A 19039-nucleotide genomic window follows, 5' to 3' on the forward strand; every position below is an offset into this window, starting at 1 on the left:
GGGCCTGGCTGCTGACGCCCTACCTAGGGGGCGTGATCCCCGTCGTCCATCATCCCGCCTATGTCACCGAAGCGCCGGCCCGCTCCACCTATCGTTGGGGCAAGAACGGCGCGATCCGCGATCTGCTGCTGGCGGAAGGCGCTCGGGTGGAATGGCACCGCCCGGACGCGATGCCTCTGCCGTGGCTGGAGGCGACGCACGATCCCGACTATGTCGCCGAGGTGCTGGAGGCGCGCGTACCGGCGGCCAAGTCGCGGCGCATCGGCTTTCCGGTGACCGAGACGGTGGCACGACGCGCGGCGATGGTGCCGGGCGGCACCTGGGCCGCGGCGATACTGGCGCTGGAGCGGGGATTCGCCGCCAATACCGCGGGGGGCAGCCATCATGCGCTGCACGATACCGGCGCGGGCTATTGCGTGTTCAACGACCTGGCGGTGGCGGCGATCCGCCTGGTCGAGGAACGCACCGTCCGGCGCGTCCTGATCGTCGATGTCGACGTCCATCAGGGCGATGGCACGGCGGCGCTGACCGCCGGACGGCCGGAGATCGCGACCTATTCGATCCATGCCGAGAAGAACTTCCCGGCGCGCAAGGCGCGGTCGACGCTGGACGTGGGACTGCCGGACGGTGTGGGCGACGACGAATATCTGTCGACGCTGGAGCGCACCCTGGTGCCGCTGCTCGACGATCACGCGCCCGACCTGATCCTCTACCAGGCGGGCGTCGACCCGTTCGCGGAGGACCGGCTCGGGCGGCTGTCGCTGTCGCTGAACGGGCTGGCGGAACGCGAGCGGCTGGTCGCCGGGCTGGCGAAACGGCGTGGCCTGCCGATCGCGACGACGGTCGGCGGCGGCTATGGCGACGATGTGATGGCGATCGCGCGCCGTCATGTCGACTCGATCCTGACCCTCGCCGACACGCTCGGCTGATCGATCAGGTCAGCGAGGATTTGCGCGGGATCGTCTCCTTGTCGGATTGACCCTTGTCGAGCGTGTCGGAGGGGCGGCGGGCGTCGCCGTCGCGCTGGTGCTCGGTCGACAGGTTGGGATCGTCGGTTTCCGTGGTCGGCTTGATCGGATCGTCCACCTTGCGTCTCCTTCGCGTTTCCAATCGCGCGGGCACCCCCGTCGTTCCCTAGCTCTTGCATCGGAGCCTGCACGAGGGGAGGTGACGAACCCGCTCGCCTCCGTCTAAAGCGGCGGCATGACCGAGCTTCCCAAGACCTTCGACCCCGCCGACATGGAATCCCGCTGGTATCGGCATTGGGAGGAGAATGGCCTGTTTCGCCCCGACCGGTCGGGCGCGGAGCCCTGGACGATCGTCAACCCGCCGCCCAACGTCACCGGCAGCCTGCATATCGGCCATGCGCTGGACAATACGTTGCAGGACATCCTGACCCGCCATGCCCGGATGAAGGGCAAGGATGCGATGTGGGTGGTCGGCACCGACCATGCCGGCATCGCGACGCAGATGGTCGTCGAGCGCAACCTGGCCAAGGAGGGGCAGAAGCGCACCGCCATGGGCCGCCAGCGCTTCGTCGAGAAGGTGTGGGAGTGGAAGGCGGAAAGCGGCGGCGCGATCACGCGCCAGCTCCGCCGGCTCGGCTGCTCGATGGACTGGGCGAACGAGCGGTTCACGATGGACGAGGGTTTCTCGGCCGCTGTGCTCAAGGTGTTCGTGGAACTGCACCGCCAGGGCCTGCTCTATCGCGACAAGCGGCTGGTCAACTGGGACCCGGGCCTGGGCACCGCGATCAGCGACCTGGAGGTCGAGACGCGCGAGGTGCAGGGCAAGTTCTGGCACCTGACCTATCCGCTGGCCGATGGCAGCGGCACCATCTCCGTCGCCACCACCCGGCCGGAGACGATGCTGGCCGACATGGCGGTGGCGGTGAACCCGGCGGACGAGCGCTACACCGCGCTGGTCGGGCGTCAGGTGCGCCTGCCGATCACCGGAAGGCTGATCCCGATCGTCGCCGACGACCATGCCGACCCGGCGCTGGGCTCCGGCGCGGTGAAGATCACGCCCGGCCACGACTTCAACGATTTCGAGGTCGGCCGTCGTGCGGGGATCGAGGCGCGCGACATGCTCAACATGCTGGGCGCGCGCGGCGAGATCGTGCAGACCGCCGATGGCCTGATCCCCGACGAACTGATCGGCCTGGACCGGGCGGACGCGCGCAAGCGGATCGTCGCACTGCTGGAGGAGGCCGGCGCGCTGGCGCGGATCGAGGATCGCGTGATCCAGACGCCCTATGGCGACCGGTCGGGCGTGGTGATCGAGCCCTGGCTGACCGACCAATGGTATGTCGATGCCAAGACGCTGGCGCAGCCGGCGATCGAGGCGGTGCGCAAGGGCGACATCGCGCTGGTGCCAAAAAGCTGGGAGAAGACCTTCTTCAACTGGATGGAGAATATCCAGCCCTGGTGCGTCAGCCGCCAGCTCTGGTGGGGCCACCAGATCCCGGCCTGGTTCGATGGCGAGGGCAAGGCCTATGTCGCCGAGACCGAGGAGGAGGCGCAGGCGCTGGCGGGCGCGGGCGTCGCGCTGGTCCGCGATCCGGATGTGCTCGACACCTGGTTCTCCTCGGCGCTGTGGCCGTTCGCGACGCTCGGCTGGCCGAACGACGGCGATCCGACGCTGGGCGGCCGCTATCCCAACGACGTGCTGATCTCCGGCTTCGACATCCTGTTCTTCTGGAACGCGCGGATGATGATGCAGGGGATGCACTTCCTGAAGGACGTGCCGTTCCGCAAGCTCTACCTCCACGGGCTGGTCCGTGCCGCCGATGGCGCGAAGATGTCGAAGTCCAAGGGCAATACGGTCGATCCGCTCGGCCTGATCGACACGTACGGCGCCGACGCGCTGCGCTTCTTCATGGCGGCAATGGAAAGCCAGGGCCGCGACATCAAGATGGATGAGAAGCGGGTCGAGGGCTATCGCAACTTCGCCACCAAGCTGTGGAACGCGGCCCGCTTCGCGCAGGGCAACGGCATCGGCGGATCGTCGACGCTGGAGCCGCCGGTCGCGACCCATGCGGTCAACCAGTGGATCATCGCCGAATGCGTCGCGACCGTGCAGGCGGTCGACCTGGCGTTGGCGGAGCTGCGGTTCGACGCGGCGGCGAACGCGATCTACCAATTCGTCTGGAGCCGGTTCTGCGACTGGTATCTCGAGCTGATCAAGGGCCAGATCGACGAGGAGACCCGGGCGGTGGCGGGCTGGACGCTCGACCAGATCCTGGCGCTGCTCCACCCGTTCATGCCCTTCATCACCGAGGAGTTGTGGCACGGCCTGGCCCCGCGCGACCATGACCTGATCGTCGGTCACTGGCCGCAGCCCGATGCGCGCAGCCTGAACCCGGAGGCGAGCCGCGAGATCGACTGGCTGATCCGGCTGGTGTCGGAGATCCGCGCGGCGCGCACCGAGCTGAACGTGCCGCCCGGCGCGCGTCTGCCGCTCCATGTCCGTGACGCGGGCGAGGGAACGAACGCACGTCTCGTCCGACAGGCGGCGGCGCTGGCGCGGCTGGCCCGCGTCGATCTGGTCGCGGCGGGTGCGGAGGAGCCGAGCGGCGGCGCGGCGCAGGTGGTGGTGGACGAGGCGACCTTCGTCCTGCCGCTGGCCGGGGTCATCGACCTGGAGGCCGAGCGCGCCCGCCTGACCAAGGCGATCGCGGCGGCGGAGAAGGAGCGCGACGCGCTGGCTGGCCGCCTGGGCAATGCCAGCTTTGTCGAGCGCGCCAAGCCGGAAGCGGTGGAGAAGGCGCGCGCCGATCACGCCGACAAGACGGCGGAGGCGAGCCGGTTGCAGGCGGCGCTGACGCGCCTGGGGTAGGTCGCTGTTCGCTTAACATCCTGTTCCCCGGCGAAGGCCGGGGACCAGTTGGGAAGGCGGTGGTAACGGAGCGTTGTCCGTCGTCACCCAACTGGGCCCCGACCTTCGCCGGGGAACAGGTTGGAAGGAATGGTGACCGTTCCGTTCAGCCCACGCCCATCCGTCACTCCGCCGCCAACAGCGCCCGTTCGTCGATCCGCCGCAGCATCGCCGCGAATTGCGCCAGTTCCTCCGGCCGGAAGGCGGAGAAGATGCGGCGTTCCAGCTCGATCGCCTTGGGCGCGACCGCCGCGTAGAGCGACTCGCCCGAGGGCGTCAGCCGCAACAGATGCGAGCGCCGGTCGTCCGGATTGGGCGTCCGCGCCATCAGTCCGCGCTCGACCAGCGCGATGGCGGCGCGGCTGACCGTCACCTTGTCCATCCGCGTCCGCACGCCGATCGCCGCCTGGGTGATGCCGCCCGTCTCCGCCACCACCGTCACCAGCCGCCATTCCGGGATCGACAGCCCGAACAGCGACTCATAGGCCCGCGCGATCGTGTCGCTGACCAGGTTCGAGGTGAAGGACAGACGATAGGGAAGGAAGTCGTCCAGGGCGAGCAGCGGCGTGGTCATGGACCGAGCGTACCCGTTGACACCGACGTCGCAAAGATGGATGTTGGTATCAACGGATACCAGTTTTGGTGCCACAGGAGAGTGACGATGGACCATATGGACGTCAACCCGATGGGTCTGGACGGATTCGAGTTCTGCGAATTCACCTCCCCCGATCCCGAGCGCATGGCCGCGCAGTTCGAGCAGCTCGGCTTCGTCGTCGCCTCGCGCCATCCGAGCCGCGACGTGGTCCGCTACAAGCAGGGGCGCATCAACCTGCTGCTCAACCGCATGAGCGAGGGCCAGGCGGCCGACTTCCGCCGCGACCATGGCCCCTCCGCGAACGGCATGGCGTTCCGCGTCGCCGACGCCAAGGCGGCGTTCGACGCGGCACTGGCGCGCGGGGCGAAGGCGGCCGATGCGTCGACCAGCGCGCTGGGCGAGGGCGCCTATGTGCTGGAGGGGATCGGCGGCTCGCTGCTCTATCTGGTCGATCGCCACGGCGCAGCCGGCTCGCTCTATGACGATTGGCAGGCGGAGCCGGGCGCGGCCGAGGCGGAGGCCGCCAACACGGTCGGACTCGACCTGCTCGACCATCTGACCCACAATGTCCGGCGCGGGCAGATGCGGACCTGGTCGACCTTCTACAACCAGATCTTCGGCTTCGAAGAGCAGAAATATTTCGACATCAAGGGCAAGGCCACCGGCCTGTTCAGCCAGGCGATGATCGCGCCGGACAAGGCGATCCGCATCCCGCTGAACGAGAGCCAGGACGACAAGAGCCAGATCGAGGAGTTCATCCGCGACTATAATGGCGAGGGCATCCAGCATCTGGCGCTGACCACCGACGACATCTTCTCCACCGTCGAGAAGCTGCGGGATCGCGGCGTGCGGTTGCAGGACACGATCGAGACCTATTACGAATTGGTCGACAAGCGCGTCCCCGGCCATGGCGAGGATCTGGAGCGGCTGCGCCGCAACCGCATCCTGATCGACGGTGACGTGAAGGAGGAGGGCATCCTGCTCCAGATCTTCACCGAGAACATGTTCGGTCCGATCTTCTTCGAGATCATCCAGCGCAAGGGCAATGAGGGCTTCGGCAACGGCAACTTCCAGGCGCTGTACGAAAGCATCGAGCTGGACCAGATCCGTCGCGGCGTGGTGACGGTGGACGCCTGATTGATCCCGAGCGGAACGGAGGACGCGATGACCGAGCAGCGCACCGACGACGGCTATATCCCCGGCTTCGGCAACCATGTCGCGACCGAGGCGGTGGCGGGGGCGCTGCCGATCGGGCGCAACTCGCCGCAGCGTCCGCCCTTCGGCCTCTATGCCGAGCAATTGTCCGGGACCGCCTTCACCGCGCCCAGGCATGAGAACCGGCGCTCCTGGCTCTACCGGATGCGGCCGACCGCCGAGCATCCCGCCTATCAGCCCTATGCCGGCGCCAGGCGGTTCGTGCGGGGGAGCGGCGACGCGGCGCTCGCCCCCAACCGGCTTCGCTGGGACCCGATCGTCGCGACCGGGACGGCGGTCGACCTGATCGACGGCATGACCACGATGCTGGTCAACCGCCCGCCCGAGGATCTGGAGGGCGTCGCGCTGCACGTCTATGCGGCGGGCCGGGACATGGTCGACCGAGTCTTCGTCGATGCGGATGGCGAGTTGCTGTTCATTCCGCAGGACGGGCGGCTGGAACTGCTGACCGAACTCGGCCGGATGGTCGTCGCGCCGGGGCAGATCGCGCTGGTTCCGCGCGGCGTCCGCTTCCGCGCGCTGCTGCCCGACGGCGCGGCGCGCGGCTATGTCGCCGAGAATCACGGCGCGCTGTTCCGTCTGCCCGATCTGGGACCGATCGGGGCGAACGGGCTCGCCAATCCGCGCGATTTCGAGACGCCGGTCGCCTGGTACGAGGACCGCGACGGGCCGACCGAGGTCGTGCAGAAGTTCATGGGTTCGCTCTGGACGATGACGCTCGACCATAGTCCGCTCGACGTGGTCGCATGGCACGGCAATCTCGCCCCCTGGCGCTACGACCTGTCGCGGTTCAACACGATCAACACGGTCAGTTTCGACCATCCCGATCCGTCGATCTTCACCGTGCTGACCTCGCCCAGCGACGTGCCCGGTCGCGCCAATGCCGATTTCGTCATCTTCCCGCCGCGCTGGATGGTGGCGGAGGACAGTTTCCGCCCGCCCTGGTTCCACCGCAACGTCATGTCGGAGGCGATGGGCCTGATCACCGGCGCCTATGATGCCAAGGCGGAGGGGTTCCAGCCCGGCGGCCTGTCGCTGCACAATCTGATGGCGGGGCACGGCCCCGATTTGGCAAGCTGGCAGGGCGCGTCGAACGCGGAGCTGAAGCCGCACAAGATCACGGGCACCATGGCCTTCATGCTGGAAAGCTGCTGGCCCTATCGCCCGACCGACTTCGCCCTGACGCATAGCCAGCTCGATTATGACGCGGTCTGGGCGGACTTCCTCAAGGCGGTGCTGCCGCGATGATCCGGCTGCACGGCTACTGGCGGTCGAGCGCGGCCTATCGCGTGCGGATCGGGCTGGCGCTGAAGGGCGTCGCCCATGAACAGGTCCATCACGACCTGCGCACCGGCGCACAAAGGGCGGACGATTACGCCCGGCTCAACCCGCAACGGCTGGTGCCGACGCTGAAGGCCGGCGACCTGGTGCTGACGCAAAGCGTCGCCATCCTCGAATGGCTGGACGAATGCCATCCGCAGCCACCGTTGCTGCCCGGCGATCCGAATGGCCGCGCGATCGTGCGGTCCATGGCGGCGACCATCGCCAGCGACACGCATCCGCTCCACAATCTGCGCGTGCTCAACGCCCTGCGGAAAGAGTTCGGCGCCGATGACACGGCGGTGCAGCGCTGGATCGCGCATTGGCTTGGCGACGGGCTGGCGGCGGTCGATCGGCTGGTCGAGCGGCATGGCGACGGCTTCGCCTATGGCGACCGGCCGACGCTGGCGGATTGCTGCATCGTGCCGGCGCTCTACGCGGCGCGACGTTTCGCGGTCGACCTGACGCGCTTCCCGGCGCTGGTCGATGCGGGAGAGCGGGCGATGGCGCTGCCCGAGATCGCAGCCGCGCATCCCGACCGCCAGCCCGACGCGGATCGGTGAGCGACGAACGTCTGACCGCAACGCCGGCCGGGGTGGCGCTGGGCGCGCTCGACCTGGTGGCGGACGGCGCGGCGCGCAACTTCGTCGTGCAGATGCGCGCCGGGCGCTTCCATGGCTTCGTCGTACGGCGGGGGAGCGAGGTGCACGGCTATGTCGATCGCTGTCCGCATCTGGGCCTGCCGCTGGCGCAGACGATGGACGACTATCTGACGCCGGACGGCGGCCGGATCGCGTGCAGCTGGCACGGCGCGCTGTTCGAGGTGGCGGACGGCCTGTGCGTCGGCGGCCCGTGCGCCGGGCAGCGTCTGACGCCCTGGCCGGTGACGGTGGTCGACGGGATCATCCGCACCGCCTAGACTGATCCACCCGGTCCCAGGCTGCCGGGTCGAGCCGTTCGCGCAGGAAGGCGATGAACGCGGGCACGGCCGGCGGCACTATCGTCGCGCGCAGATGGACGGCGTGGATACCGACCCGGCTCGATCCCTGGCATTCGGGCAGGACGCGAACCAAACGGCCGCCGCGCAAGGCGTCGCCCACGTCCCAGAGCGAACGCAGCGCGACCCCCATGCCGGACAGGGTCAGCTCGCGGATCAGCTCGCTGCTGTTGGTGCGGACATGGCTGGGCCGGTCGATCACGACATGGCGATGGCCGTGCAGCAGTCGCCACGGCATCTGCCCGTCCGCCGCGAGCAGGCGATGCGCGGATAGGTCGTCGATCGTGCGCGGGATGCCGGCCTCCGCCAGATAGGCGGGAGCGGCACACAGCACTCGGCGGCTGTCGCCCAGTCGGTGGGACTGCAGGCTGGACGGAATGTCGGAGGCGATGCGGATCGCGCAGTCGATGCGCCCGGCCACCAGATCGACAAAGCCATCGGACAGGTCGACCGACAGCGCGACCTGCGGATGGCGGACCAGGAACTCGGGCAACAGGGGGGCGATGTACAGCCGTCCGAAGGAGGTCGGCGCGGATAGGCGGAACGGCCCGGACGGCGTGTCGAGCCGGCCGCTGACCCGGACCTCGGCCTGATGCAATTGCGCCTGGATCTGCTGCAACTCGCCATGGAAGCGTTCGCCGGCCTGGGTCAGCGCGAAGCGGCGGGTGCTGCGATGGATGAGTTGCGCGCCCAGCCGCTGCTCCAGCCGGGCGATCCGCCGCGACGCCATGGTGGCGGAAATGCCGAGTGCGCGCCCGCCCGCCGCCAGACTGCCATGCAGCGCCGCCGCGACGAAGAGGTCATAATCGGGGTCCATCATCATTCATTCCCCAGAGGAACGACTGCATCGACATATCGGCGTCTACAGAACGACCGGGAGTGCTGTATACCGGCGGCAGAGGAGTGGACAATGAGCGATACGCAGCATCGACATGCCGGCCTGACCGTCGATCCGGCCCTGGCGACGTTCCTGGAAGACCGGGCGCTGCGGGGCACCGGGATCGCCCCGGCGGCATTCTGGTCCGGTTTCGCGGCGATCCTGGCCCGCTTCGCGCCGGAAAATGCGGCGCTGCTCGCCGGGCGCGATCGGATGCAGGCGGCGCTGGACGATTGGCATCGCCGCCATGCCGGCGCGCCGGTCGACCAGGCCGCCTATCAGGCGTTCCTGCGGGACATCGGCTATCTGGTCGACGCGCCCGCGCCGTTCACGATCGACCCGCAGGGCGTCGATGCGGAAGTGGCGCGGCTCGCCGGGCCGCAACTGGTCGTGCCGATCCTCAACGCCCGCTTCCTGCTCAACGCCGCCAATGCGCGCTGGGGCAGCCTGTACGATGCGTTGTACGGCAGCGATGCGATCGCACCGGTCGTGGCGGGCGGCGGCTATGATGCCGGTCGCGGCGCGCAGGTGATCGGCTGGGCCAAGGCGTTTCTCGACGCGGCGGTGCCGTTGGCGGAGGGGACATGGGCGGACTGGACCGGTGACACGCCCCGGCTGGCGGATGCGGCGCAACTGGTCGGCCGGGCCGGCGACCATTGGCTGCTGCGCCACCATGGCCTGCACATCGAACTGGTCATCGACCGCGATCACCCGATCGGCCGCGACGATCCGGCGGGGTTGGCCGATATCCTGCTCGAATCGGCGCTGACCACGATCTGCGACCTGGAGGATTCGGTCGCGGCGGTCGATGCGGCGGACAAGGTGCAGGCCTATGCCAATTGGCTGGGCCTGATGCGCGGCGACCTGTCCGAAACGTTCGAGAAGCAGGGGCGGCGGCTCGCGCGCGATCTCGCACCCGATCGGGCCTATCGGGGACTGGACGGCCGTCCCTTCACGCTGAAGGGCCGCAGCCTGTTGTTCGTCCGCAATGTCGGCCATCTGATGACCACCCCGGCAGTGCGGATGGCCGATGGCCGGGACGCGCCGGAGGGGATCGTCGATGCGATCGTCACCAGCCTGATCGCACTCCACGATCGCAACGGCGCGCGCGCGAACAGTCGCGCCGGGTCGATCTATATCGTCAAGCCCAAGATGCACGGTCCGGCCGAGGCGGCGTTCAGCGACCGGCTGTTCGATGCGGTCGAGGATCTGCTGGGGCTGGAGCGCCACACGATCAAGATCGGCCTGATGGACGAGGAGCGGCGCACCTCCGCCAATTTGGCCGCGTGCATCCATGCGGTGCGGCATCGGATCGTCTTCATCAACACCGGCTTTCTGGACCGGACCGGCGACGAGATCCACACCGCCATGCAGGCCGGCCCGATGATCCGGAAGGGCGCGATGAAGGCGGCCGACTGGATCGCCGCCTATGAGGATCGCAACGTGCAGATCGGGCTGGCCTGCGGCTTCGCCGGGCGGGCGCAGATCGGCAAGGGCATGTGGGCCGCCCCCGACCGGATGGCCGAGATGCTCGACCAGAAGATCGCGCATCCTCGTGCCGGGGCGACCACCGCCTGGGTGCCGAGCCCGACCGCCGCGACCCTGCACGCGACGCATTACCACCGGGTCGATGTCGCCGCGCGCCAGGCGGAGCGGGCGGCGGAGCCGGTCGCCGCGGTCGACCGCCTGCTGGCCCCGCCGGTCGCGATCCGGCCCGATTGGGACGCGGCGGCGATCGCCGAGGAACTCGATAATAATGCGCAGGGGCTGCTCGGTTATGTCGTCCGCTGGATCGATCAGGGGATCGGCTGTTCCAAGGTGCCCGACATCCATGACGTGGGGCTGATGGAGGATCGCGCGACGCTGCGTATCTCGTCGCAGCATATCGCCAATTGGCTGCTGCACGGGATCGTCACGGCGGAACAGGTCGAGGCGGCGCTGGCGCGGATGGCGGCGAAGGTCGATGCGCAGAATGACGGCGATCCGCTCTACCAGCCGATGGCGGGGCGCGCGGCGGACAGCATCGCCTTCCAGGCGGCGCGGGCGCTGGTGTTCGAGGGATGCGCGCAGCCCAATGGCTATACCGAGCCGCTGCTCCACCGCTTCCGCGCCGAGGCCAAGGCGGCCGCCTGACCGGGCCCGAGACGGGACCTGGCTCGTTGCCGCCGGATGATGACGCGATGGTGCATGGTGGCCGCCCTGATGCTCGGGGGATGTGCCGGATTGGGCGAGACGGAGCGGTTCGCCGCGCCGTCCCCGCCGTTCGAGCCGGCGGCGTTCTTCGCGGGCGCCAGCCATGGCGAGGCACGGCTGAAGATCCTGTTCCGCGCGCCGCAGCGGGTGACGGTGGACAGCCTCGGCCGGGTCGGGGCGGACGGCGTGCTGCTGCTCGACCAGCGCATCCGCCAGGGAGACGCGCCGGTGCGCGAGCGACGCTGGCGCATCCGCCCCGACGGACCCGGCCGCTATGTCGGGAGCCTGACCGATGCCGAGGGGCCGGTGACGGGGGAGGTGGAGGGCAACCGGCTGCACCTCCATTTTCGCACGCATGGCGGCCTGGACATGGAGCAATGGCTGTTCCTGGAACCGGGCGGACAGGTGGCGCATAACCGCATGGTAGTGCGCAAGCTAGGGCTGACCGTGGCGGTGCTGGACGAGGTCATCCGCCGGGCCCCGCCGTCCTCAGAACCGGCGGCGCACCGATAGCGCGCTGGTGCGCGGTCGCACCGGAGTATTCTGCTCGCCGAGCGCGATTGAGAAGGGGTTGCCGAAGGCGAAGCTGTTCGCCCGCGTATCGAGGATATTGTCGATCCCGAGCCGGAGCGTCCAGCGCCCGCGGGTCGCGGTGATGCTGGCGGCGGTCAGCGTCACCGCCTGGCTCTGGCGGTCGAGACCCGGATCGAAGCTCAACCGCGCATTGCCGACGAAGCTGGCGCGCGCGCCCAGGTCGATCGCCCAGCCGGCCTGTTCGAAGCCATAGGCGATCTCGCCATGCGCGCTGACATCGGGGACGACCGGCAGGCGACGATCGGGATTTTCCACCGTCACGACGCCGGAGCCGATCCGCGCCCGTTGCAGCAACAGGCCGGTGGTGATCGTCCAATGCCGGTCCGGTCGCCATCCCAGCGTCGTATCGATCCCGGTATTGTTGGCGAAGCCCGCATTGCGCGTGATCACCAGCCCGTCGCTGCGCAGGAAGTCCGCCTGCACGTTCGACCAGCGCGTGGTGAACAGCCCCAGGTCGAGCGACAGCCCGGTGGCGGGATGCTGCCAGCGCAGCCCCAGGTCGATCGCGCGCAGCGTATCGGCGCGGTAGCGGGTCGGCTGGTCGCTCGGCCGCACCGCCGCCTGGATGCCGCCCGGCCGCAAGGCGGAAGCGATGCGCGCGAACAGCAGCAACCGATCGTTCGCCTGCCAGGCCAGCGCCGCGCTGGGACTGCCCCGCAGGGACGCGCGATCGGCGGCGGCGTCGCTCGCCACTTCGCGTCGTTCATCGGCCACGGCGGAGCGGAACAGCCGCAGGCCGAGCGTGCCGCGCAGGCTGTGGCTGATCCGGTAGGTCGCCTCGCCGAACAGCGCCGCCTCGATCACGCTGCGGCGGAAGCGCAGGATACGGAGCGCCTCGCCGGTCGGCGCGATCAGGTCGCCCGAGGCATTGGTGTCGGCGACCAGCAGCGATGCGCCCGCCAGCCAGTCGACCCGTCCATCGGTCCGGGCGGCGCGCAATTCGGCATTGGCCACCTCGTAGCGGCGATCGTCGCGATAGGTGGCGGGCGCGGTGCCGCCGAGCAGCGTCGCGCGCGCCGAGGCGTCGTAGCGCACGTCCAGTTCCTGGCGCGCGGTGCTGACCACGCCCGTCACCTTGAACCCGGCGAGCGGGCCGGTGGCGGTCAGGCTGGCGATGCGGATATTGGTCTCCTGCGGCTCGGGCAGGCGCGCGGCGCGCGACAAGGTCCCGCGCTGCTCGACATATTGGCTGTCGGCGATGCGCGCTCCTTGCGCCACGCCGACCAAGTCGACCGTCCAGTCGCCGGTCGGCTTCGCCCGGATCGCGATCCGCCCGCCGCTGCTCTCGCCACGGTTGACGTTCGGCCCGCGTCCCGCCTCGTCGATCCAGCCCGACTGGCCGATTCGATAGCCGACCAGCCGCACCGCCAGCCGGTCGGGCAGGATGGGCACGTTCGCCATGACGTCCGCCGCGCCCTGCATCCCGCCATGCGCGGTCGCCCCCAGTCCCAGACGGATCGCACCGTCGACCTGGTCGAGCATCGGCTTTTCCGGCACCAACCGATAGACGCCGCCCAGGGCCCCGGTGCCGTAAAGCGGGCCCTGCGGCCCCTTCAGCAATTCGACCTGCGCCATGTCGATCAGCCGCAGATCGGGATCGGGTGCATCATAGGTCAGCCGCGCCTCGTCGAGCTGGACGCTGACGCTGGACTGGCCGAAGCCATCGAATGGGCTGTCGCCGATGCCGCGCAGGAACAGCCGGTCGCGACCCGATCCCAGATTGGTGCTCGACAGGCCGTTCAGGATCGTCGCGACCCCGCCGGCATCCGGCGCGTCGCCGATCGCCGCGAGGGTGCGGGCATCGGCGACGGAGAGGGCCAGCGCCACCCGGCTGGCAGGCTCGGGCTGTTTGGTGGCGGTGACGATGATGTCGGGACCGGGAGGGGGATCGATGCCATCGGAGGCCGGCCAGGCGGCCTTGGGACCCGCCTCGATCCGCCAGGCGCCCGGCCCTGCCGGCTTGGCGCGCAGGCCGGTGCAGCGCAGCATCCGGTGCAGCGCGGCGGCGACCGGCATCTTCCCCCTGACGCCCCGGACCCGCACCGCCGCCAGCGACCCCGGCGCGCCGATCGCCGCGCCGGATTGCTCCGCCAGCGCCTTGATCGCGGCGGACAGGGGGGCGGCGGGGATATTGATCGCGGCCGTCTGGGCACAGGCGGGGGCAGCGCATCCGGCCACCACCGCCAGGCCGACGCCGACCGCCCATGTCCCCCCGCGCCTGCGCATGTCCCTGGTCGTCGACCCCTTCCGAAAGCGGCATAGCCGGCTGTGCTGCACGGGGCCAGCTACCCCCTTAATCGAAGGCGGTCGGCAAGGTCGGATCGCGGCGATGGGCGAACATCTGCCGCAACTGTCCGGGCTGGATCCGACCGAGTGACAGATCGTCGGGCAATGCATCTTCCGCGAACCAGCCGATTTCCGATGTCTCGATCGACGGCGTCGCCGTGCCGCCGAGTAGGTCGCACAGGAAGAAGGCCTTGGCGCAGGAGAAGACCAGGGGCCCGTGACCCTGGCGCGTCCGGTCCCACAGCGCGACCAGCTTGCGCGCGCGGACCGCATAGCCGCTTTCCTCGCGCACTTCCTTCACGACATTTTCCGCCGGGGTCAGGTTCACGTCCGCCCAGCCGCCCGGTAGCGTCCAGCGCCCGTGATCGGCGGTCTCGCGCACCAGCAGCAGCCGACCCCCCGCGTCGAACACCGCGCCACGCACGTCGAGCTTGGGCGTCGCATAGCCCGTCTCCGCCGCGAACAGCCCGGCGATCCGCTCCATGGGTGCATCGCTACCCGCCGCCATCATCCGCGCGGCGAGATCGCGTAGCGCCTCATAGCGCTCGCGATCATAGGGATCGCGGGTGAAGGCCAGGCCGGTCTGCGCCGTCGCCTGGATCTCCCGTGCCCAGGCCAGCCATTCGGGTTCGGTGCCGCTCATGCCCGTTCGTCCTGTCGTGGAACATGGCCTGCCTCCTGCCGCGTCGGGCGGGGGCGGGCAAGGGACGCCGCGCACGAAAAAGGGCGCCTCCTTGTCAGGAGACGCCCCTTTCCATTCGCGATCCTGGGATCAGGATCAGTCGTTCAGATACTCGCCGGCATCCGCATCGGTGCCGTTGCCCGAGGGCACGACCTCGGCGAGCGGGTCGGGACCCGTGCCGGTGTCGTCGCGACGGCTGCGCTTCTCCTCGGCGGCGCGGAGTTCCGCGGCCGAGACGGGGGCGACGATCGCCGCCGACAGCGCGCGCTGCTGCGCGCGAAGCGCCGCGTCGCGGCTGGAGGCCGCCACGCGCAGGCGGTTCATGCCCGCACCGGTACCCGCCGGGATCAGGCGGCCGACGATGACATTCTCCTTCAGGCCCATCAGCGTGTCCTGCTTGCCCTGGACCGCCGCCTCGGTGAGGACGCGGGTGGTCTCCTGGAACGACGCCGCCGAAATGAAGCTGCGGGTCTGCAGGCTCGCCTTGGTGATGCCGAGCAGGACCGGCTTGCCCTGCGCACGCGCCTGGCCCGGCTCCAGCTTGTCGTTGGTCGCGTCCATCTCCTCGCGATCGACCTGCTCGCCCTTCAGCAGCGTGGTGTCGCCGCCGTCGGTGATCTCGACCTTCTGCAGCATCTGACGAACGATCGTCTCGATGTGCTTGTCGTTGATCTTCACGCCTTGGAGTCGATAGACCTCCTGGATTTCCGCCACGAGATATTCGGCCAGCGGCTCGATCCCCATGGTCTCCAGAATGTCGTGCGGGTTGGGCGAACCACCGATCAGGTTGTCGCCCCGCTTGACATAGTCGCCTTCCTGGACGTCGATCACCTTCGACTTGGGCACCAGATACTCGACGACGTCGCCGCCATCCTCGGGCTGGATGCCGATCTTGCGCTTCGCCTTATAGTCCTTGCCGAACACGACCCGGCCGGAAACCTTGGCGATGATCGCCGCTTCCTTGGGGATGCGCGCCTCGAACAGTTCGGCGACGCGCGGCAGACCGCCGGTGATGTCGCGGGTCTTGGCGGACTCGCGGCTGACACGGGCCAGAACGTCGCCGCCCTGGACCTGCGCATTGTCCTCGACCGACAGCACCGCGCCGGGGGCCAGCATGTAGCGGGCCGCCTCGCTCTCGTCCGCGCCCGTCAGGGTCAGGCGGGGACGGAGATCCTCCTTCGACTTGGTGGAGGTGCGGTATTCGATGACGACGCGTTGGGCGATGCCCGTCGCTTCGTCGGTCTGCTCGGTCAGCGTCTTGCCTTCGATCAGGTCCTGATACTTCACGACGCCCGAGTTTTCCGTGATCACCGGCATGGTGAACGGATCCCATTCCGCCATGCGATCGCCCTTCGACAGCATGTGGCCGTCGTCGAACAGCACATAGGCGCCGTACGGGATGCGGTGCGTCGACAGCTCGCGACCATCCATGTCGACGATCGCGATCTCGCCCGAACGGCTCAGCGTCACGCGACGGCCACGCTGGTCGGTGATCAGGCGCAGGTCGCGGAACTGGGCGGTGCCGTCGACCGGCGCCTCCAGGTTCGACTGCTCGTTGAGCTGCGCCGCGCCGCCGATGTGGAAGGTGCGCATCGTCAGCTGCGTGCCCGGCTCACCGATCGACTGCGCCGCGATGACGCCCACCGCTTCGCCGATATTGACCGGCGTGCCGCGCGCGAGGTCACGGCCATAGCACTTGCCGCAGACGCCGATCTTGCTCTCGCAGACCAGCGGCGAGCGGATCTTCATGCCCTGGATGCCGATCTTCTCGATCTGCACGATCATCGCCTCGTCGAGCAGCGTGCCCGTCGGGATGACGACCTCGCCGGTCTTCGGATCGACCACGTCCTCGGCCGTGGTGCGGCCCAGGATACGCTCGCCGAGCGAGGCGATGGTCGAGCCGCCCTGGACGATCGCCTTCATCTCGAGCGCGCGCTCGGTGCCGCAATCCTCCTCGATGATGACGCAGTCCTGCGAGACGTCGACCAGGCGGCGGGTCAGGTAGCCCGAGTTCGCCGTCTTGAGCGCCGTGTCCGCCAGGCCCTTGCGGGCGCCGTGGGTGGAGTTGAAATATTCAAGGACGGTCAGGCCCTCCTTGAAGTTCGAGATGATCGGCGTCTCGATGATCTCGCCCGACGGCTTGGCCATGAGGCCGCGCATGCCGGCGAGCTGCTTGATCTGCGCCTGCGAGCCACGGGCACCGGAGTGGGCCATCATGTAGATCGAGTTGATGTCCTTCTCGCGGCCGGCCATCGGGCCGTCCTCGTACCGGCGCACCGCCTTGATCTCGTTCATCATCGAGTTCGCGACCTGGTCGCCGCAACGGCTCCAGGCGTCGATCACCTTGTTGTACTTCTCCTGCTGCGTGATCAGGCCGTCCTGATACTGCTGCTCGAAGTCCTTCACCTGCTCGCGCGTCTCGTCGACCAGCGCATCCTTGTCCGGCGCGATGATCATGTCGTCCTTGCCGAACGAGATGCCGGCGCGGAACGCGTGACGGAAGCCCAGCGCCATGATCGCATCGGCGAACAGCACCGTCTCCTTCTGGCCGGTGTGACGATAGACCTCGTCGATCACGTCGCCCACGTCCTTCTTCGTGAGCAGGCGATTGACGGTCTCGAACGGCACCTTGTGGCTCTTCGGCAGCGTCTCGCCGAGCAGCATCCGGCCCGGCGTCGTCTCGTAGCGCTTGAGGTACTGGTTGCCCTGCTCGTCGGTCTGCGGAACGCGGCTGATGATCTTGGTGTGGAGCGTCACCGCCTGGGCGTTGAGCGCCTGGTGCACCTCGGCCATGTCGCCCAGCAACATGCCCTCGCCAGGCTCGCCTTCCTTCATCATCGACAGATAATAAAGGCCCAGCACCATGTCCTGCGACGGCACGATGATCGGCTTGCCGTTGGCGGGCGACAGGATGTTGTTGGTCGACATCATCAGGACGCGCGCTTCCAGCTGCGCCTCGAGCGACAGCGGGACGTGCACGGCCATCTGGTCGCCGTCGAAGTCGGCGTTGAACGCGGAGCAGACCAGCGGGTGGAGCTGGATCGCCTTGCCCTCGATCAGCACCGGCTCGAACGCCTGGATGCCCAGGCGGTGGAGCGTCGGCGCGCGGTTCAGCATCACCGGATGCTCGCGGATCACCTCGTCCAGGATGTCCCAGACTTCCTTGCGCTCCTTCTCGACCCACTTCTTGGCCTGCTTCAGGGTCATGGACAGACCCTTGGCGTCGAGCCGCGCATAGATGAACGGCTTGAACAGCTCGAGCGCCATCTTCTTCGGCAGGCCGCACTGGTGCAGCTTCAGCTCCGGACCGGTCACGATGACCGAACGGCCCGAATAGTCGACGCGCTTGCCGAGCAGGTTCTGGCGGAAGCGGCCCTGCTTGCCCTTCAGCATGTCGGACAGCGACTTGAGCGGACGCTTGTTGGCGCCGGTGATCGTGCGGCCGCGACGGCCGTTGTCGAACAGCGCGTCGACCGCTTCCTGCAACATGCGCTTCTCGTTGCGGACGATGATGTCCGGCGCACGCAGCTCCATGAGGCGCTTGAGGCGGTTGTTGCGGTTGATGACGCGGCGGTACAGGTCGTTCAGGTCCGACGTCGCGAAGCGGCCGCCGTCCAGCGGCACCAGCGGACGCAGTTCCGGCGGGATGACCGGCACGACCTCCAGGATCATCCACTCCGGACGGTTGCCCGATTCCAGGAAGGATTCGACGACCTTCAGGCGCTTGATGATCTTCTTGGGCTTCAGCTCCGACTTGGTCGTCGCCAGCTCCTCGAGCAGGTCACGCTTCTCGCCCTCGAGGTCGAGATTCTCCAGCATGATGCGGACCGCTTCCGCGCCGATGCCGGCCGAGAAGGCGTCCTCGCCATATTGGTCCTGCGCGTCGAGCAGCTCGTCCTCGGTGAGGAGCGAGTATTTCTCCAGCGGGGTCAGGCCCGGCTCAATGACGATATAGGCTTCGAAGTAGAGCACACGCTCCAGCTGCTTCAGCTGCATGTCGAGCAGCAGGCCGATGCGGCTGGGCAGCGACTTCAGGAACCAGATGTGCGCGACGGGGGCGGCGAGCTCGATATGGCCCATCCGCTCGCGGCGGACCTTGGACACCGTGACCTCGACACCGCACTTCTCGCAGACGATGCCCTTGTACTTCATGCGCTTGTACTTGCCGCACAAGCACTCATAGTCCTTGATCGGGCCGAAGATGCGCGCGCAGAACAGGCCGTCACGCTCGGGCTTGAACGTGCGGTAGTTGATCGTTTCCGGCTTCTTGATCTCGCCGAACGACCAGGAACGGATCTTATCGGGCGACGCGATGCCGATCTGGATCTGGTCGAAGGTTTCCGGCTTCGCGAGCGGATTGGCGAAATTGGTCAGTTCGTTCATGATTTCAGTCCCTCTAGGGGT

The 19039-nt window shown here is 68.4% G+C and carries 14 protein-coding genes; 8 read left to right on the forward strand and 6 right to left on the reverse strand.

Annotated elements, in window-relative coordinates; genetic code table 11:
* The first annotated feature begins 32 nt into the window (after window positions 1-32).
* Window positions 33-929, forward strand: a complete 897-nt coding sequence (locus tag BRX43_RS09265) for a histone deacetylase (protein ID WP_125994638.1) — start codon at window positions 33-35, stop codon at window positions 927-929.
* Between the two features lie 4 nt (window positions 930-933).
* On the opposite strand, the gene BRX43_RS20285 is transcribed toward BRX43_RS09265, so the two are convergent.
* Window positions 934-1086 carry a hypothetical protein gene (locus tag BRX43_RS20285; protein ID WP_164523571.1) on the reverse strand — a complete coding sequence of 51 codons (153 nt, stop codon included), beginning with the start codon at window positions 1084-1086 and terminating at the stop codon, window positions 934-936.
* A 117-nt stretch (window positions 1087-1203) separates the two neighbouring features.
* On the opposite strand from BRX43_RS20285, the gene BRX43_RS09270 reads away from it, so the two are divergent.
* Window positions 1204-3837, forward strand: a complete 2634-nt coding sequence (locus tag BRX43_RS09270) for a valine--tRNA ligase (RefSeq protein ID WP_125994573.1) — start codon at window positions 1204-1206, stop codon at window positions 3835-3837.
* Between the two features lie 163 nt (window positions 3838-4000).
* Here the strand turns inward: BRX43_RS09270 and BRX43_RS09275 are convergent, their stop codons facing one another.
* A complete protein-coding gene (locus BRX43_RS09275) occupies window positions 4001-4450 on the reverse strand; it encodes a MarR family transcriptional regulator (RefSeq protein ID WP_125994574.1) in 450 nt (149 codons plus the stop codon).
* An 87-nt stretch (window positions 4451-4537) separates the two neighbouring features.
* On the opposite strand from BRX43_RS09275, the gene hppD reads away from it, so the two are divergent.
* The 4 genes from hppD to BRX43_RS09295 are packed head-to-tail and all read left to right on the forward strand — an operon-like array spanning window position 4538 to window position 7925.
* Complete coding sequence (gene hppD / locus BRX43_RS09280) at window positions 4538-5608, forward strand: 4-hydroxyphenylpyruvate dioxygenase (protein ID WP_206433171.1); 1071 nt, start codon at window positions 4538-4540, stop codon at window positions 5606-5608.
* 27 nt (window positions 5609-5635) lie between these two features.
* Window positions 5636-6934 (forward strand): homogentisate 1,2-dioxygenase, encoded by a 1299-nt coding sequence (gene hmgA, locus BRX43_RS09285; RefSeq protein WP_125994576.1) that lies wholly within the window; start codon window positions 5636-5638, stop codon window positions 6932-6934.
* A complete protein-coding gene (gene maiA, locus BRX43_RS09290) occupies window positions 6931-7569 on the forward strand; it encodes a maleylacetoacetate isomerase (RefSeq protein ID WP_206433172.1) in 639 nt (212 codons plus the stop codon). Before hmgA ends, maiA begins: the two co-directional genes overlap by 4 nt.
* Window positions 7566-7925, forward strand: coding sequence for a Rieske (2Fe-2S) protein (locus BRX43_RS09295; RefSeq protein WP_125994577.1), 360 nt, complete (start codon window positions 7566-7568; stop codon window positions 7923-7925). The genes maiA and BRX43_RS09295 overlap by 4 nt, the downstream gene beginning before the upstream one ends.
* Here the strand turns inward: BRX43_RS09295 and BRX43_RS09300 are convergent.
* Complete coding sequence (locus tag BRX43_RS09300) at window positions 7909-8820, reverse strand: LysR family transcriptional regulator (RefSeq protein WP_241214874.1); 912 nt, start codon at window positions 8818-8820, stop codon at window positions 7909-7911. The genes BRX43_RS09295 and BRX43_RS09300 overlap by 17 nt on opposite strands.
* 93 nt (window positions 8821-8913) lie before the next feature.
* On the opposite strand from BRX43_RS09300, the gene BRX43_RS09305 reads away from it, so the two are divergent.
* Together BRX43_RS09305 and BRX43_RS09310 are read left to right on the forward strand one after the other, a co-directional pair.
* On the forward strand, window positions 8914-11013 hold the full coding sequence (locus tag BRX43_RS09305) for a malate synthase G (protein ID WP_125994579.1): 2100 nt from the start codon (window positions 8914-8916) through the stop codon (window positions 11011-11013).
* Window positions 11014-11067: 54 nt separating this feature from the next.
* Window positions 11068-11586, forward strand: a complete 519-nt coding sequence (locus BRX43_RS09310) for a DUF3833 family protein (RefSeq protein ID WP_164523572.1) — start codon at window positions 11068-11070, stop codon at window positions 11584-11586.
* Here BRX43_RS09310 and BRX43_RS09315 read toward each other — a convergent pair.
* The 3 genes from BRX43_RS09315 to rpoC form a co-directional block, all read right to left on the reverse strand.
* Window positions 11563-13893: a TonB-dependent receptor gene (locus BRX43_RS09315; protein ID WP_125994581.1), complete on the reverse strand. Its 2331-nt coding sequence runs from the start codon at window positions 13891-13893 to the stop codon at window positions 11563-11565. The two genes, BRX43_RS09310 and BRX43_RS09315, sit on opposite strands and share 24 nt — an antisense overlap.
* 67 nt (window positions 13894-13960) lie before the next feature.
* Window positions 13961-14596, reverse strand: coding sequence for an NUDIX hydrolase (locus BRX43_RS09320; RefSeq protein WP_125994582.1), 636 nt, complete (start codon window positions 14594-14596; stop codon window positions 13961-13963).
* Window positions 14597-14731: 135 nt separating this feature from the next.
* Window positions 14732-19018: a DNA-directed RNA polymerase subunit beta' gene (rpoC, locus tag BRX43_RS09325; RefSeq protein WP_125994583.1), complete on the reverse strand. Its 4287-nt coding sequence runs from the start codon at window positions 19016-19018 to the stop codon at window positions 14732-14734.
* Window positions 19019-19039: the final 21 nt, after the last annotated feature.

The organism is Sphingomonas sp. S-NIH.Pt15_0812, assembly GCF_003951315.1.
In the GTDB taxonomy this organism is placed as follows: domain Bacteria; phylum Pseudomonadota; class Alphaproteobacteria; order Sphingomonadales; family Sphingomonadaceae; genus Sphingomonas.

What these genes read in the sequence shown, in the direction of transcription:
- BRX43_RS09320 (WP_125994582.1), bottom strand. Translation starts at nt 14,596, where the DNA reads ATGAGCGGCACCGAACCCGAATGGCTGGCCTGGGCACGGGAGATCCAG.
- hppD (WP_206433171.1), top strand. Translation starts at nt 4,538, where the DNA reads ATGGACCATATGGACGTCAACCCGATGGGTCTGGACGGATTCGAGTTC.
- rpoC (WP_125994583.1), bottom strand. Translation starts at nt 19,018, where the DNA reads ATGAACGAACTGACCAATTTCGCCAATCCGCTCGCGAAGCCGGAAACC.
- BRX43_RS09305 (WP_125994579.1), top strand. Translation starts at nt 8,914, where the DNA reads ATGAGCGATACGCAGCATCGACATGCCGGCCTGACCGTCGATCCGGCC.
- BRX43_RS09315 (WP_125994581.1), bottom strand. Translation starts at nt 13,893, where the DNA reads ATGCGCAGGCGCGGGGGGACATGGGCGGTCGGCGTCGGCCTGGCGGTG.
- BRX43_RS09270 (WP_125994573.1), top strand. Translation starts at nt 1,204, where the DNA reads ATGACCGAGCTTCCCAAGACCTTCGACCCCGCCGACATGGAATCCCGC.
- BRX43_RS09275 (WP_125994574.1), bottom strand. Translation starts at nt 4,450, where the DNA reads ATGACCACGCCGCTGCTCGCCCTGGACGACTTCCTTCCCTATCGTCTG.
- BRX43_RS09310 (WP_164523572.1), top strand. Translation starts at nt 11,068, where the DNA reads ATGGTGGCCGCCCTGATGCTCGGGGGATGTGCCGGATTGGGCGAGACG.
- hmgA (WP_125994576.1), top strand. Translation starts at nt 5,636, where the DNA reads ATGACCGAGCAGCGCACCGACGACGGCTATATCCCCGGCTTCGGCAAC.
- maiA (WP_206433172.1), top strand. Translation starts at nt 6,931, where the DNA reads ATGATCCGGCTGCACGGCTACTGGCGGTCGAGCGCGGCCTATCGCGTG.
- BRX43_RS09300 (WP_241214874.1), bottom strand. Translation starts at nt 8,820, where the DNA reads ATGGACCCCGATTATGACCTCTTCGTCGCGGCGGCGCTGCATGGCAGT.